17 protein-coding genes and 3 pseudogenes are annotated in these 13,935 nt (G+C 70.8%); 8 read left to right on the top strand and 12 right to left on the bottom strand.

Translation table 11 applies throughout. From position 1 onward, the window contains the following. Positions 1 to 568 precede the first annotated feature (568 nt). From KS423_RS21840 to KS423_RS21825, 4 genes and pseudogenes are all read right to left on the bottom strand, one after another. Positions 569 to 1,105 carry a GNAT family N-acetyltransferase gene (locus KS423_RS21840; RefSeq protein WP_224281258.1) on the bottom strand — a complete coding sequence of 179 codons (537 nt, stop codon included), beginning with the start codon at positions 1,103 to 1,105 and terminating at the stop codon, positions 569 to 571. Positions 1,106 to 1,372: 267 nt separating this feature from the next. After that, on the bottom strand, positions 1,373 to 1,609 hold the full coding sequence (locus KS423_RS21835) for an IS3 family transposase (RefSeq protein WP_224281257.1): 237 nt from the start codon (positions 1,607 to 1,609) through the stop codon (positions 1,373 to 1,375). Between the two features lie 5 nt (positions 1,610 to 1,614). After that, positions 1,615 to 1,902 (bottom strand): annotated as a pseudogene (locus KS423_RS21830) (integrase core domain-containing protein); the annotation flags it as partial. A 280-nt stretch (positions 1,903 to 2,182) separates the two neighbouring features. Beyond that, complete coding sequence (locus tag KS423_RS21825) at positions 2,183 to 2,581, bottom strand: heavy metal-responsive transcriptional regulator (RefSeq protein WP_224281256.1); 399 nt, start codon at positions 2,579 to 2,581, stop codon at positions 2,183 to 2,185. Between the two features lie 75 nt (positions 2,582 to 2,656). Between KS423_RS21825 and KS423_RS21820 the strand changes: the two genes are divergently transcribed. Next, entirely contained in the window at positions 2,657 to 3,610 is a 954-nt protein-coding gene (locus tag KS423_RS21820; RefSeq protein ID WP_224281255.1) for an alkylmercury lyase family protein, read from the top strand. 398 nt (positions 3,611 to 4,008) lie between these two features. Continuing rightward, entirely contained in the window at positions 4,009 to 4,149 is a 141-nt protein-coding gene (locus KS423_RS21815) for a hypothetical protein (RefSeq protein ID WP_224281254.1), read from the top strand. 139 nt (positions 4,150 to 4,288) lie between these two features. On the opposite strand, the gene KS423_RS21810 is transcribed toward KS423_RS21815, so the two are convergent. From KS423_RS21810 to KS423_RS21790, 5 genes are all read right to left on the bottom strand, one after another. Next, positions 4,289 to 5,473: a CopD family protein gene (locus KS423_RS21810; protein ID WP_224281253.1), complete on the bottom strand. Its 1,185-nt coding sequence runs from the start codon at positions 5,471 to 5,473 to the stop codon at positions 4,289 to 4,291. Positions 5,474 to 5,798: 325 nt separating this feature from the next. After that, complete coding sequence (locus tag KS423_RS21805; protein WP_224281252.1) at positions 5,799 to 6,026, bottom strand: helicase associated domain-containing protein; 228 nt, start codon at positions 6,024 to 6,026, stop codon at positions 5,799 to 5,801. Further along, positions 6,023 to 6,163 (bottom strand): hypothetical protein, encoded by a 141-nt coding sequence (locus tag KS423_RS21800; RefSeq protein WP_224281251.1) that lies wholly within the window; start codon positions 6,161 to 6,163, stop codon positions 6,023 to 6,025. Before KS423_RS21800 ends, KS423_RS21805 begins: the two co-directional genes overlap by 4 nt. Positions 6,164 to 6,582: 419 nt before the next feature. Continuing rightward, positions 6,583 to 7,026 (bottom strand): hypothetical protein, encoded by a 444-nt coding sequence (locus KS423_RS21795; protein WP_224281250.1) that lies wholly within the window; start codon positions 7,024 to 7,026, stop codon positions 6,583 to 6,585. A gap of 198 nt (positions 7,027 to 7,224) precedes the next feature. Then, the gene (locus tag KS423_RS21790; RefSeq protein WP_224281259.1) at positions 7,225 to 7,656 is read right to left on the bottom strand and encodes an Lrp/AsnC family transcriptional regulator; all 432 of its coding nucleotides are present in this window, start codon (positions 7,654 to 7,656) and stop codon (positions 7,225 to 7,227) included. 29 nt (positions 7,657 to 7,685) lie between these two features. Here KS423_RS21790 and KS423_RS21785 point away from each other — a divergent pair, with 29 nt between their 5' ends. Then, a complete protein-coding gene (locus tag KS423_RS21785) occupies positions 7,686 to 8,102 on the top strand; it encodes an AzlC family ABC transporter permease (RefSeq protein WP_224281249.1) in 417 nt (138 codons plus the stop codon). Beyond that, positions 8,095 to 8,424 carry a branched-chain amino acid transporter permease gene (locus KS423_RS21780; RefSeq protein ID WP_224281248.1) on the top strand — a complete coding sequence of 110 codons (330 nt, stop codon included), beginning with the start codon at positions 8,095 to 8,097 and terminating at the stop codon, positions 8,422 to 8,424. Before KS423_RS21785 ends, KS423_RS21780 begins: the two co-directional genes overlap by 8 nt. Before the next feature lie 8 nt (positions 8,425 to 8,432). Here KS423_RS21780 and KS423_RS21775 read toward each other — a convergent pair. The 3 genes and pseudogenes from KS423_RS21775 to KS423_RS21760 form a co-directional block, all read right to left on the bottom strand. After that, positions 8,433 to 8,555, bottom strand: a pseudogene (locus KS423_RS21775) (IS110 family transposase); the annotation flags it as partial. 199 nt (positions 8,556 to 8,754) lie between these two features. After that, complete coding sequence (locus KS423_RS21765) at positions 8,755 to 9,633, bottom strand: ABC transporter substrate-binding protein (RefSeq protein WP_224281247.1); 879 nt, start codon at positions 9,631 to 9,633, stop codon at positions 8,755 to 8,757. A gap of 182 nt (positions 9,634 to 9,815) precedes the next feature. Continuing rightward, positions 9,816 to 10,571: an SDR family NAD(P)-dependent oxidoreductase gene (locus KS423_RS21760; protein ID WP_224281246.1), complete on the bottom strand. Its 756-nt coding sequence runs from the start codon at positions 10,569 to 10,571 to the stop codon at positions 9,816 to 9,818. A gap of 478 nt (positions 10,572 to 11,049) precedes the next feature. Here KS423_RS21760 and KS423_RS21755 point away from each other — a divergent pair, with 478 nt between their 5' ends. The 4 genes and pseudogenes from KS423_RS21755 to KS423_RS21735 form a co-directional block, all read left to right on the top strand. Continuing rightward, positions 11,050 to 11,544, top strand: a complete 495-nt coding sequence (locus KS423_RS21755) for a nuclear transport factor 2 family protein (RefSeq protein WP_224281245.1) — start codon at positions 11,050 to 11,052, stop codon at positions 11,542 to 11,544. Positions 11,545 to 11,657: 113 nt separating this feature from the next. Then, positions 11,658 to 12,581, top strand: a complete 924-nt coding sequence (locus tag KS423_RS21750; RefSeq protein WP_224281244.1) for an NADP-dependent oxidoreductase — start codon at positions 11,658 to 11,660, stop codon at positions 12,579 to 12,581. Between the two features lie 633 nt (positions 12,582 to 13,214). Next, positions 13,215 to 13,739, top strand: a complete 525-nt coding sequence (locus KS423_RS21740) for a SigE family RNA polymerase sigma factor (RefSeq protein WP_224281243.1) — start codon at positions 13,215 to 13,217, stop codon at positions 13,737 to 13,739. Continuing rightward, a pseudogene (locus KS423_RS21735) lies at positions 13,726 to 13,935 on the top strand (hypothetical protein); the annotation flags it as partial. The gene KS423_RS21740 and the pseudogene KS423_RS21735, both read left to right, overlap by 14 nt.

Below are 13,935 nucleotides of genomic sequence, written 5' to 3'. Positions count from 1 at the left end.
TGATTTTGTCGGGTTCATATGAGAGCCACTGCTCCGGTGTGAATGAGAGCCAGGTCTAGGCCGTTCGTGGCGGTGGTGTACTCGACCGTGGCGGGTGTTCTTCGGCGAGTTCGGGAGCCAGTCCGGCGAGATTGGGAGCCACTGATCGGGTGACCTGGTGGGCGTGGGCGGAGTGTCCGTAGGGGCTGGGGTGGGGGCGTCGGTAGCTTGTGATCGCAGGCCCGGGTCGCCTCCCTGACAAGTCGCGGCCAGGGCCTCGTTCCTGGACGCGCCGGAGGGCTGGTGTCCGCGTACTCGTTGAAGTGCTCAGCCGGGTACGGATAGACGTGCACAGCGTCGTGCGGATCGGCGATGAGACGAGCGGATGCAGAACCGACGCTTCAACCGACCGCGATCCGACCACCGGACTCAGCGAGACCCATAAGAACAGTCCGGCGGCCGCCGTGATGTTCCGTTCCCAGCGCCCCGGCATCGAGCGTGTGCCGCATCCGCTTCTGCCGACTGTATGGGGACACTGCCGCCTGCCAGCACTGCACTGAGCCGTCCGCAAGGCCAAACATCGGGTGTGTCAGAGCCGTCTCGTGGTGAACAGGGTGGTCCCGTACGCCGCGTCCACTTCCTTCCGCTCGGTCTCGGTGAACCCGACCTTAGCCAGAACACGGCGAGAAGCGGTGTTCCAGTCCCAGACCGTGGCCCACAGACGTTCGTATCCAGACGATCTCGCCCATTCCAGAACCGCCAACGAGGCCTCGGTCGCGTATCCCTGACACCAAACTCGGCGTAGCAGTTCGAAGGCCAGTTCGGGTTCCCCTGCCGCTCCTCGCCCGCTGTCGACCAGCCCGCAGTAGCCGATGACGTCATGAGAGGCCTTCCGCTCGACCGCCAGCAACCCGGTCGACCACAGCTGGTTGGTGCGGATCGAATTCTCGAGCTCCGCGACTGTGGGGTGTCCGTCTGCGTCGATTCGGCGGTGCGGCGGCACTCGTGGATCACGTTCGGTCCACAGCTCACGCTGGACGACAGCCTCGGCTACCCGCCAAGGCCTGAGCAGCAGGCGACTCGTCTCAAGTACAACCTCGCTGTCCGGAGTTGCGCCATCTGTCATGACAGTAACCATCTCACGGGCGAACGCGCTGTCGTGCCACGGGGTGCGGGGTCGGTCCTGCCGATCGTGGACGCTCGATATGCGGGACAACCGAGATCAATCCCTGAGCGTCGTCTTGGACTTGTGCACGTTCGCCAGCACGTGGCTGAGCACTCTCGCATGTACGCCGCCAGCTGGACCCGTGGGGTCCAGCCCTCCGTGCTGCTGGTGGCGTGTCAGTTCGGGGTGGGGGAAGTGAGGTGACCCCCGGAACGTGGACACAGGGGTTCATGCTGCGAGTGAGAGTCTAGCGTGCATGTGGTGTTGCTGTTCGAACTCGATCGGTGAGAGGTAGGACAGCGTGCTGTGGCGACGGTGGGCGTTGTAGTAGGTCAGCCACTGGGAGATCTCCAGTCTTGCCTGGCTCATCGTCAAGACCGGCTTCCTGTACATCACCTCTCGCTTCAGTGACCGGGCTACCCGCGCTTTCGCGGCGTGGGGGGCTCCCCTCCGAGGTGTGGACACCAGTGCTATGCGGCGAGTGCCAGCGTAACTGATCGTTGTTCGAACTCGATCGGGCTGAGGTAGTTCAGCGCGGAGTGCCTCCTGCAGGTGTTGTAGCGGGTGATCCAGCGGAAGACCACCAGGCGGGCGGCGCGGGCTCCGGGCCAGCGCTTCGCGCCTTGGAGGGTCTCCCGTTTCAGCGTGGCGTTGAACGCCTTGGTGGCGGCGTTGTCCGCGCTTGTACCGACCGCGCCGCGACTCCTGGTGACGCCCAACTCCCGGCAGATGTCGGCGAATTCCTTGGACACGTACTGCCCAGGTTCGGGCTGGCCCGTCGCAACGCCCGGGAGGGTTAGCGAGAAGCCCCCGGCTTCAGCCAGGGGAGGAGTCACGACCGTTCCAACGACCCGATCACCACAGGGACACGTTGTCATTGAAGTAGCGAGTTACGCCTGTCTCGCTACTCTGCGTGCCGGGCACCGTCGCAGGACCCTGACGCCAAGCCCGAAGCTCCTGAGCAGCGACGAACATCGGTGTTGGGGATCAAAGGAACAGCTGTGCGGTAAACCTTGGCGGGCCGCGCCTTGGCCTGTGTCACCCGGTTGTGAGGATGCGGCAAATGTCGCCTTCGGTGCAGGTGGCGGGGTCGGTTGCGGAGGCGGTGCGGGCCAGTTCCCGCAGCATGGCGCGGGTCGTGGCCAGCTCGGCGAGGCGACGCTCGACGTCGGTGAGGTGCTGGTCGAGCAGCGCTGTGACGTGCGCACACGGGGGCTGGCCGCCGTCGCGGATCGCGAGGACGTCGCGGATCTCGGCGAGGCTGAGGCCGGCCGCCTGGGCGGAGCGGATGAAGCCGACCCGGGCGAGGGCGTGGGCGGGGTAGTCGCGGTAGCCGCCCGGGGTCCGGGGCGGGTTCTTCAGCAGCCCGGCCTGCTCGTAGAAGCGCAGGGTCTTGGTGGTGGTGCCGGTGGCGGTGGCGAGGTCTCCGATGCGCATACCTTCACGGTAGCCCTTGACCTTCCAGCGTGGTGGAAGGTCTAGCGTGGGCCGCATGACCTGGAGGTGTCGCTGATGCGCGTGGAGATGCTGATCGTCCCGCACTGCCCGAACGGCCCGGTGCTCAGGGAGCGGCTGGAGCTCGCCCTCGGGGGCCGAACCGACGTGGAGCTTGCGGAGCACGTGGTCGACGACCAGGCGCAGGCCGAACGCTGGGGCATGCACGGCTCGCCGACGCTGCTGGTCGACGGCCGCGACCCGTTCGCCGAGCCGGGCACTGCGGCCAGCGTGTCCTGCCGACTCTACCGCGGGGCGGACGGCCGGATAGACGGAGCGCCCGCCGTCGAGGAGCTACAGCGAATGCTCGGCACTGCCGCCACCGGCGGAGCGGACCGGGCGGCCGGCCGGTCCGGGCGGGGCCGTCTCGCCCCAGCCGAGCGGGGCCTGCGGGCGGTGCAGCAGGCCGTCCTGCAGTCCTTCGCCACCACCGGCTCCCCACCCGCGGCGGCCGAGTTGGAGTCGGCGGCCGAGCCCTTCGGCGTACCGGCCGCCGAGGTCCTCGCCGAGCTGGTCGCCGAGGACTTCCTGACCCTGGACGACACCGGCCGGGTCCAGGCCGCGTACCCGTTTTCCGCCATCCCCACCGAGCACACCGTGGAGATTTCGGCCGGACCGACGGTGTGGTCGATGTGCGCGATCGACGCGCTCGGTATCCCCGTCATGCTCGACACCGACGCCGTCATCACCTCCACCGACCCGGTCACCGGCGAGAACGTCCGCGTGGAGTTCGCCGGCGGGAAGAGCGCCTGGCAGCCGGCCACCGCAGTGGTTTACTACGGTGTCTGCCCCGGCAACGGCCCGGCGTCCACCGTGTGCTGCGGCTACCTGCGCTTCTTCACCACCCGAGCCACCGCCGAACAGTGGAGCGGCCGACAGGTCGACCTCAGCGGTGCCGTACTGGACCAGGCCGAGGCCGAACGCCTTGGCGCGGACATCTTCGGCCCTCTCCTGAGCGCACCAGCCCGGTAGGAGCGCCGCCATGAACCCGAGCCGGCACCGCGACCCGAGCAGTCCGAGCGGGATGCTCGGACTGTTCGCGGCCGTCGCCGTCGCAGCCGTCGTGTGCTGCGCGGGGCCCGCGCTGATCGTCGCGGCGGCCTCGGGTGCGCTCGCCGCCTGCCCCGGCACGTGGTGGGCCCTCCTTGCCGCGGTGCTGCTGACCGTCGCGCCGCTGGCTGGTGGCTGCGGCGGCGACAGGCCTGCCGCCCGCCGCGTCCTCCGCACTGATCGGGGGTCCGAGGGTCGAACGTCAGCACCGGCCGTTTCCGGTTGCAGAAGAGGGAGCCCTTTACCCAACTACAGCCTGACCGAGCTGGGTGGGCAGGGATCTTCGGTCACGCCTCATCACTCTCCGTGCGTCGCATCGGATGCGAGTTCCTCGCATCCGATGCGACACGGGTACCGCCGCGCACGAGGCGCAGGTGTGGACCGCGCTCGGGTACGGCGGCTGGGCCGCGTACGCAGGCCCGGTGGCCAAGATCAGCAGCGCCCACGACAGCGCACCCTAGCCACCAACCCCGACACAACCCCGAATCCGTCGGTGGTCAAAGTCCGATGAGACGAAGTCCGACCCGTCAAACTCAAGGTCACGCCGGGGCCCTCCTTGCGTGCTGTGCCCGCTCCCGCCGGGGAGCGGGACGGCTCCCGTCAGGCCGCGGCGGGCGCGGCGGCTGCGGCGGCAGGGCGGCGCGACAGGGCGTCGGACACCTTTGCGGTGGCATACAGCGAGACCGCGAGGGCGGCCACCAGCGCGGCGCCGGCGGCGAAGACGCTGCCGTCGGAGACCGCCTTGGCGCTGCCCGCCTCGCTGCGGGCGGACCCGGCGATGAACGGCAGGACCACCAGCACCGCGACGCCGAGGGCGACCTCGCCCCAGACCACCTTCGGGAAGTGGCGCAGCGTGAGGTGGAGCAGCGAGGCGGAGTCGTCGGCACGACGGGCCTGCGCGATCCGCGGCATCAACCAGAACTGGTTGAAGGCGCCGGCCGTGACCAGACCCAGGACCAGGAGGATCTTCACCAGGAGGGCGATGCCGTAGCCGGTGGTCCACAGCTGGGGGACTGCGCCGACGTGCTTCCAGCTGAGCCACAGGCCGGAGACGGTGACCGCGCCGACGCACACCATGGCGACCAGGCTGAAGCGGCGCCAGATGTCGGCCCACAGCAGGCCGGCGCCCTCGCCGAGGCGGCTGCGGGTGCCCGCGAGGACGACCAGCAGGGCCAGGCCGCCGAGCCACACGGTGCCGGAGACGATGTGGATCTGGTCGAACGCCGGGTCGAGCCAGCGGTCGAGGTCGGTGGGCGCGGTGGCCGGTATGCCGGCGATCAGGGTGACCGCGAGGGCGGCGGGCAGCGCCGCGAGGGCGAGGCGGTCGAGGTGGCGGCGCACCGCCGGGACGAACAGCGCGATCAGTGCGACGGCGGTGGCGACGAGCACGATGTTCTGCAGCAGGTAGAGCGTGCCCTGCGCGATCCAGGCACCCTTGGCCGCCGGGGCGTCGAGGAAGTCCGCGATCCGGGCGGGGGCCAGGGCGTCGCCGAAGGGCATGCCCTTGCCGGCCCTGGCGACGCGCGCCGCCAGTTGGAAGTACCCGGTGACCAGCAGGACAACGCCCGCCCAGGCCAGGTAGCCGGCCGACCGTCTGCGCAGCGCGGCGGCGTCCTCGGGGGTGGTGCTCTCGGCCCTGAGGGCCGGGCGCACGGCGGCGATGTAGGTGACTGTGCTGCCGATGGTGCCGCTCAGGCCGACGAAGTAGCCGGCCTTGGTGAGGACCCGCCAGATTTCGGGCGTGGTGTATCCGGCCGTCTTCGCGGCCAGCAGCAGATTCATCATGAAGTTAGCCTAGCCTTACTAAGGCCAGCCTGTCCTTATGTGTGTTTTATGTCTCGTGGACTGCCGTTGAGGAGCAGGCCCGGGGCGGTGAGGTCGTGGCCGGACTGCCGGACTGCCGGACCACCCGGTCAGTGCCGGCTGGAGATCAGGTCCGCCGTCCGGGCCAGTCGGCGCACTGCGCCTGCACCCAGCGGCCGAGCTGCTCGCGCTCGAACACCGTGTCGGAGGGCAGCGTGGTCCAGCCGACGCGGCCGTCGACCTCCAGCCACCACTGCCGGGCGGTGGCGTAGGCGCGCTGCCAGGTGATCGGCCAGGCCGGGCACCATCACGGGTCGATCTCCTCCAACGCCCGACGCCGCTCCGGCGACAGTGCACTCGGCTGGTCGGCCGGCACCTGGGCCGAGGCCCGCAGCTCAGAGAGCCACGTCCCGATCGCGTACCCACCGACCGATGCCCTGGCGGGCGCCGCCAACGACCCGCCGTGGCCCTTGGACCAGACCCGCGCCCAGTCCAGTCCGGCCTCGAACCGGGCGTCGGAGACCGACCGAATCATCCCTGCGGCACGCCGCAGAACGCGGCCACCCGTTCCCGCGCCGCCGCGTTCGGGTAGCCCTCGCCGTCCGGCCGGTAGTCCTTGAAGAGCAGACGGCGCTCATCCCGGGTGACCGGCGGCGGCAGGAGGTCTCTCACATCCAGGCGGCAGCACGCTGCCACCCGGCCGAGGTGCGGCAACGTGGTCTCACCGGGCAGGGAGTCAGACGGACCACCCACGGCCGCCCTTCCGTAGCGGCGCGCACCCGCGAGGAGGTGACCGCCGGGATCCTGCGGGCCGCCCGCTCGTTGCCGGCACCGGCACCGGCACCGGCACCGTCGAACTCGACGACTCCCGGGTGCCGGCGCTGTGCTTCACCAGGCTGTCCAGCCGGCTGCTCGCCGGCCGGGCCGCTGGATGGTTGCCACCGCCGGCCTCCAGGCAGGCGGCCAGCAGACGTGGGCGCGCGGTGGATCACCGGCGCGCGGGCATCCTGCCCGGGCGGGACGGATCGGTGTCCCCTCCGCCCGGGAGAGGACACCGGGACACCGCACCGGGGCGGCCGGGGTGGGCGGGCTCAGATCTTGACGGTGAGCCAGGCACCGAGGCCGCTGCAGCCGCGGGCGTCGTAGGTGGTGCTGCGGTAGCCGGCGGGGATGGGGGAGTAGGGGCAGGTCCAGATGCCGTTGCGGACGAGCTCGTGGTACCAGGCGCCGACGCCGCTGCAGCCGCGGGAGTCGTAGTTGGTCAGCACGTAGCCGGAGACGATCGGTGAGCCGGAGCAGGTCCAGAGGCGGTCCTGGGCGGGCTGTTGGTACCACGAGCCGTGGTTGTTGCAGCCGCTCGCGTTGTACATGGTGATGACGTAGCCCGCCGGGACGGGTGCCCCGGAGCAGCTCCAGCTGCCGGAGGCGGCGGTGGCCGGGGTGGCGGCGGTGCCGGTGAGAGCGGCCGCGAGTACGGCGACGGCCGCGGCCGCCCGTCCCGCGCGGGTCATCAGCTGACGGAGGATCCTGGTCACGGCGAGGCGTTCCGATCGTTCGTCTCCCCGCCGGGTGAGCGGCGCGGGAGGGCGTAACAGCGGGGACGCGCCGCACCCTAGCGGGGGTGATCACTGCGGTGACAGAGCGGGAACGGCGGATTGGCACACCTGGCCGAATTTTGACCGGAACCTGCGCGTCCGGGAGGAGGGGCGCGACCGGGAAGCGGGGCGCTCTGCTCAGGGGGCGGTCTTGATCTTCTTCATGGTCAGGTGGGACTCGACGTGCAGGATGCCGGGCAGGCCGGTGAGCTTGGACGTGAGGAAGGCGCTGTAGGCGTCGTGGTCGGCGACGGCGACGCGCAGGAAGTAGTCGGGGCGGCCGAACATTCGGCGGAACTCGACGACCTCCTCGTAGGAGGACAGGGTTTCCTCCAGCAGCTCGATGGTTTTCAGGTCGTTGGCGTAGACCTCGACGTCGACCATCACCTCCAGGCCCCGGCCGACGGCCTCGGGGTTGATGACGGCGTGGTAGCCGGCGATGACGCCGGCCTCCTCCAGGCGTTTGAGGCGGCACAGGCAGGGCCGCGGAGTCAGGCCGACGCGCTTGGCGAGTTCGACGTTGGTGAGGCGGCCGTCCTGGCTCAGGTGAAACAAGATGTCTCGATCGATGGCATCGAGCGTGATTTTGTTGCGACCGGGTGCATGGGCGCCTCGGCAAGGCCTACAGCACCTTCGCGCTCACCGACGAGGCGTACGCCATGACCGCCGGCGGGCGGGCCCGGACGTGGTCCGGCGCGCGCATCCTGGCCCTGCAGGCGCTCCTCCAGGTCTACTGGGTCGGCGGCGCCACCGCGGGCGCGCTGCTCGGCACGCTGATCCCGGAGCGGGTGACCGGCCTGGACTTCGCGATGACCGCGTTGTTCGCCGTCCTCGCCCTCGACGCCGTCACCGAACGCCGCGGCGACCTGCCGACGCCCGTCCTCGCGCTGCTCAGCGCGCTGGCCGCCCGGCTCCTCGCGCCCGCCGAACTGCTGCCCGTGGCCTTCGCGCTGTTCACGGGAGCCCTGCTGGTCCGGTACGCGGCCCGCGTGCGGAAGGGGCCGCGCCGTGCCTGACACCCGCTATCTGCTGCTCGCCGTGGGAATCTCGGCGGCCGTCAACTGGGCCCTGCGGGCCGTGCCGTTCGGCCTCCTCGGCATGCTGCGCACCAGCCGGGTCGTACAGTACCTCGGCGCCCGGATGCCGGCCGGTGTGATGGTGGTCCTGCTGGTGTACTGCCTGCGGGACCTCGCGCCGTCCTGGTCGAGCGCGGTCGCGCCGCTGGCGGCGCTCGTCGTGACGGTGGCCCTGTACCTGTGGCGCCGCAACGCACTGCTCAGCATCGTCGCGGGCACCGCGGTGAACGTCCTGCTGGCCAGCACGTTCTTCGCTTCCTGATGTCGTTGTCAAGCCGCCTCGGTCACTGGGGGTGTGACGTGGTAGCACCGTCGGTCGCGGATCAGCGCCCACAGGACGTTCAACCGTCGTCGGGCCAGGGCCATCACGGCCTGGACGTGCCGCCTGCCCTCCGCGTGGTGAGGTCGGCTCGGGACGATGACCAGGCCGCAGCGGACAGCACGCGCTCCGGCACCTCCGTCGGGACAGGCCGGTCGGTGAATCCGCGCACCACCCGCCGGCGGGTGACCGCCTCGTAGACGTCCATGAACGCGTGTCTCCCTGCTCGACGTGGCCGCCTTCGCCACACCCGATGCCGGCGTCGCGGGGCTCCTAGGGTGCGGCGGTCGCGGTGCGGTAGAACTCGGCTGCGGTGACGGTGGCAGGGACGCCGAGTTCGGTGGCGACCGCGCTGATCGCGGTGGCACCGACGGCGAGGTCGGCCTGGCCGTCGGTGGTGAAGTACGGTGCGATGAACCTCTCGTAGTGGGCGCGGGCCTCGTCCGCGGTGTGTCGGCCGAGGAACGTTCGGACGTGCCGCACCGCGGTGTCGGGTTCGTGGTGGATTACCTGCAGGGCTCGCCGGTGGGCCCGTACGACGGCCTGGACCGCGGGGTCGTCCGGGTGGATGCGGGTGGGGTCGACGGCCACGCCGACGGTGGGAATCCGGAAGTGGTCGCCGATCCAGGCCAGCACCTGCCAGCCGTGCTCGGCAGCCACCGCCTCCGGTGCCATGGTGCTGCCGACCAGGGCGGCGTCGATGCCGCCGTCATGCAGCCGGCGCAGGTCCATGCCGTAGTCGCCGGGCGTGCGGACGACGGTGTGGATGTCGTGGTCCGGGTCGAGGCCGGCCCGGCGCAGCACGATCCGGGCGAAGCATCCGGGTGCGGTGTGGGGGGCGTGTACCGCCAGCCGTCGGCCGGCCAGGTCGGCCAGGGAGGTCAGGCCGGGGCGGGCGAGGAACCAGAACAGAGGGCGGTGGGTGTTGACGGTGAGTGCGACCCAGGGGAGGCCGTCGGCCAGTCGGGACAGCAGTGCCCGGCCGAGGCCGATGGTGGCGCCGTGGCGCAGCCGTTCCTCGTCCCAGGAGCAGCCGTCGCGCAGCGCGACGTGGACGCCCTCGTCGGCGTAGTAGCCCTGCTGGTCGGCGATGTAGGCGACCAGTTCCTCGTGCAGGCCCCGTCCGACGTAGGCGAGATCGATCGTGTACATGGACGTCTTCCTTGGTCGTGTCACTGCCGTGCTCCTGCGCGTGCCCGGCTGCTGCGGCCCACGGCCGGCCCACGGCCGGCCCACGGCCGGCCCACGGCGCCGAGGTGACGGTGTGCCGGGTGCGGTCCGGCCGTCGACCGGACCGGCACGGTCGGGCCCGGTGTGCGCGGGAGGGCGGGGCGTCAGTACATGGACATGCCGCCGTTGACCGCGGCCGTGGTGCCGGTCATGAAGGCGTTGTCCTCGCTGGCGTAGAAGGCCACGGCCTGGGCGACGTCGCCCGGGCGTGCCAGGCGGCCCAAGGGGGTGGCGGTCACCTGCCGCTGCTTGTGTTCGTCGTCGAACACCTTCGCCATGCGGGTGTCCTCCACCGGGCCGGGCTCGACGACGTTGACCGTGATGCCCTGCGGGCCCAGTTCCTGAGCGAGGTACCGGGCGAACTGCGCCAGCGCGGCCTTGGCCGTGCCCAGTGCGATCATGCCCTCCCGGGGCGAGCGGCTGAGGCCGGTACCGAGATAGATGATGCGACCCCAGCCCTGTTCGGTCATGGCGGGCAGAACGGCTCTGGTGACCGCGAACGCCGCACGCATTTCGTCGTCGAGCTTGCCGCCCAGTTCCTCCCACGTGATGTCCTGGAACGGCTTGATCACATACGGGGTGAGCGCGTTGTGCACGAGCACGTCGATGCCGCCCCATGCCGCCCGGACCTGTTCGACCATGCCCTCGACGGCCACTGCCTCGCGCACGTCGGCCTGCACGGCCATGGCCCGGCCGCCCGCGGCCTCGATGCCGGCCACGACATCCCTGGCCGCCGTGTCGCTGCGGAGGTAGTTGACCACCACGCGCATCTCCCGCGCGGCCAGAAGGCGCGCGGTGGCCGCACCGATTCCGCTGCTGGCCCCTGTCACCAACGCCACCCTGCCGGTTGCCCCGGTCACGGGCCCACCTCCTGCTCATCGTCGCGGGTCGTCGGCATGACCGCCTGAAGTCGTTCACCGTCGAGCCGAAGGCGGTCCCACCCGGCAGCCCGGGCGGCGCCGACAGCAGTCCCCGCCGGTGCCCGTCCCGGAACAGCCCGTCGAGTCGCCAGTGAACCACCGCGTCCACACGCTGCTCCTCGTACTGGCGCAGCATCGCATCGCTCCGCCCCGTTGCGGGCCGAGCCGCGCCGATCCGCCCGGGCCCACTGCCTGCCGCGATCGGGAACCGCTACCACCCGCACACCGAACGGCCGCCCCGCGCGGCCTCGCTCTCCGCCCGTACCGTGCGCGACGCCGCTGCGAACCGTGACCACCGACGATCCCGTCGCCGGCCTGGGCACCAAGGATTTCTACGCATCACGAGTTGTCCGATCTTGATCCGCAGTGTCCTAAAGCCGAGTCGCTGCCTTGGCGATCTACGCTGTGACCGTTGCCCATGACGTTCAACGGCCCGTCGCCCTGGGGAAGCCTCGAAGTGTTCCCAGGTCCCCGGATCGATCCGGCTGCCTGCAGAGGGGACAGTGCGATGGATGCTGACATCCGGACCAGGGCCGCAGTCGAGGAACACTGGCGGGCATCGGAAAGCGGGGATACCGAAGCCGAGCACGCCATCTACGCGGCGGACGCGATCCTCGACTACCCCCAGTCAGGTGAACGATTCCGGGGCCGCTCGACGATTTCGGCGCAACGTGGCGGTCACCCTGCCAGTCGGCACTTCGCTGTTCACCGGATCGTTGGCAGCGGGGATCTGTGGGTGAGCGAGTGCGTCATCACGTACGACGGGGTGCCCACCTACTCGGTGAGCATCATGGAATTTGCCCACGGGCATGTGGTGCACGAGACGCAGTACTTCGCGGATGCTTTCGGTTCGCCTGAATGGCGGACAGCACTCGCGGAGCCGATGCCGGGCAGGAACATCGCCGAGGCCTGACCCAGGGCCGGCTTCGGTCGGCAGCAGGCGGGCTGCGGGAGTTCGTGGCAGCCTGTTTCCGGATCGCTCGAAGGGGGGCGGAGCCTGAATCACCACCGGAGAGAGGACCTGGCATGCAGGCCGTCGCCGTTCGAGACCGCGCCGCCGGTGTCGAGGGAATGTCGCTGACGGAGGTGCCCTACCCCCACCTCGCCGAGAACGACGTCATCGTGCGCGTGCATGCCGCTGGGTTCACCCCGGGGGAACTCGCCTGGCCGGGAACGTGGACAGATCGCGCCGGGCGCGACCGGACGCCGAGTGTGCCCGGACACGAGCTGTCGGGCGTCGTTGCCGAACTCGGGTACGGCACCACCGGTCTCTCGGTGGGCCAGCGGGTGTTCGGGCTGGCCGACTGGACCCGGGACGGTTCGCTGGCCGAGTACACCGCGGTGGAGGCTCGCAATCTGGCTCCGCTTCCGGCGGACGTCGACCACACGGCGGCTGCCGCACTGCCGATCTCGGGGCTGACCGCCTGGCAGGCCCTGTTCGACCACGGCCGGCTTACCGCGGGGCAGACCGTCCTGGTCCACGGGGTCGCGGGCGGTGTGGGGTCGATCGCGGTGCAGCTCGCGCGTGAGGCGGGGGCGCGGGTGATCGGCACGGGCCGGGCCGGCGACCGGGACACCGCTGTAGGGCTGGGCGTGGATGCCTTCGTGGATCTGCAGGCCGATCGGCTGGAGGGTGTCGGGGAGGTCGATCTGGTCCTCGACGTGATCGGCGGCGAGGTCCAGGAGCGCTCGGCCCCGCTGGTGCGGGCCGGGGGCACGCTGGTCACCATCGCCTCGCCGCCCGAGGTCCGTCCGCGGGACGGCCGGGCCGTCTTCTTCGTCGTCGAGCCCGACCGTGCCCGGCTCGCGGACCTGGTCCGGCGACTCAGGGACGGACGGCTCAAGCCGATCGTCGGCGAGGTCAGGGCGTTGGCCGAGGCACCCGCCGCGTTCGCCCCCGGCCGCCACGCCCGTGGCAAGACCATCATCCGGATCACGGACGGCGGATAACCGGCGGCAGAGCGCGCGGACGCCTGGCCCCCGTGATGACCGGTGTCTGGTTTTCAGTGGCTCGGCGTGGCTGTTCACTGGGGTGGTCGGGATTCTTCTCCCTGGTCATAGGTGTTGGTCGGGGATGGTGAACGGTGGGCGGGTGCGGGGTGAAATGTCCCGCTGTATCGCGGTGAAGAGCCGGCGCCGATCGCTATCGCCGGCCCCGGGGCGTGGCTTGTGGCCGTGGTCCTGGGCGGGAGCCGGGGGGACCAGAGCCTTCTAGTGCTGTGACCGCACAGGTTCGCCGGGTTGCTCGCTGTGCTGGTTGGAAACGATGTCGTTTCCAACCAGCGGGGGAGGCAGGATGGCACCACCGGTCAGGGTCCGCAGGCTGACTTCGCAGGAGAGACAGAAGCTCCAGCAGCTCGTGCGGCGGGGCAGTACGAGTTCGACGTTCCAGTGTGCGCGGCACCCCGGACGCCTGCGCGCCCCGCCGCTTCGCGCCGGCCGCAAAAAAATTCGTCCGCCCGGCGGACAACCGGCCGCGTCACCCATCGCGTTCAGCAGCCGTGAGAACGACACGACCGCCGCGGCCGACCCGGCCACCACAGCTGACGGGAGCGGCACGGACACCATGGCAGGGACAGCACGATGAGGGACGAGACACCGGACTTCGAGGAGTTCGTCTCCGCCTGCGGCCCGAAACTGCTGCGCGTGGCCTGGCTGCTGACCGGCGACCGGCACCAGGCGGAGGACCTGCTGCAGACCGCACTCGCCAAGGTCTGGCCCAAGTGGGAGCGGATCTCCCTCGACCGTCCCGAGGCGTACCTGCGCAAGGTCCTGGTCAACTGCCACGTCTCCTGGTGGCGCCGCCGCTGGACCGGGGAACTGCCGCACGGCGAACTGCCGGACCGGCCGACGGCGGGCGCGGACCCGTACGAGGACGTGGTGCTGGGGCAGGTCGTCGCCCAGGCCGTCCGGGCTCTGCCGCCGCGTCAGCGGGCCGTGGTCGTGCTGCGCTTCTTCGAGGACCTCGGCGTGCAGGAGACCGCCGAGGTGCTGCGCTGCTCCACCGGCACGGTCAAGAGCCAGACGCACCGCGCGCTGGCCGCTCTGCGCGGTCGGCTGCCGGACCGGGAACTGCTGCTGGACGGAGGACACCGTGACCGGACGTGACCTGCTGGACCCGGACGCCCACGGGGCCGCTGACGGCGAGGAGGAGCAGGAGCTGCGGTACCTGCTCCACCAGGCCGTACCGGACCTGGCCGCCCCCGAGGACCGCATGGACCGGGTCCGCGCCCGCGCCGTTCGCACCCGGTCCCGGCGGCGGCGGGCCGCCACGATCGGCGCCGGACTGACCGGCGGGCTGGTC

The organism is Streptomyces sp. LS1784 (assembly GCF_020103755.1).
Taxonomy (GTDB): Bacteria; Actinomycetota; Actinomycetes; order Streptomycetales; family Streptomycetaceae; genus Kitasatospora.
This window is presented reverse-complemented; position numbering and strand designations above follow the sequence as displayed.

Coding starts and splice junctions, on each gene's coding strand:
- KS423_RS21840 (WP_224281258.1), bottom strand. CDS start 1,105: ATGACAGATGGCGCAACTCCGGACAGCGAGGTTGTACTTGAGACGAGT.
- KS423_RS21825 (WP_224281256.1), bottom strand. CDS start 2,581: ATGCGCATCGGAGACCTCGCCACCGCCACCGGCACCACCACCAAGACC.
- KS423_RS21820 (WP_224281255.1), top strand. CDS start 2,657: ATGCGCGTGGAGATGCTGATCGTCCCGCACTGCCCGAACGGCCCGGTG.
- KS423_RS21815 (WP_224281254.1), top strand. CDS start 4,009: ATGCGAGTTCCTCGCATCCGATGCGACACGGGTACCGCCGCGCACGAG.
- KS423_RS21810 (WP_224281253.1), bottom strand. CDS start 5,473: ATGATGAATCTGCTGCTGGCCGCGAAGACGGCCGGATACACCACGCCC.
- KS423_RS21805 (WP_224281252.1), bottom strand. CDS start 6,026: ATGATTCGGTCGGTCTCCGACGCCCGGTTCGAGGCCGGACTGGACTGG.
- KS423_RS21765 (WP_224281247.1), bottom strand. CDS start 9,633: ATGTACACGATCGATCTCGCCTACGTCGGACGGGGCCTGCACGAGGAA.
- KS423_RS21755 (WP_224281245.1), top strand. CDS start 11,050: ATGACGTTCAACGGCCCGTCGCCCTGGGGAAGCCTCGAAGTGTTCCCA.
- KS423_RS21750 (WP_224281244.1), top strand. CDS start 11,658: ATGCAGGCCGTCGCCGTTCGAGACCGCGCCGCCGGTGTCGAGGGAATG.
- KS423_RS21740 (WP_224281243.1), top strand. CDS start 13,215: ATGAGGGACGAGACACCGGACTTCGAGGAGTTCGTCTCCGCCTGCGGC.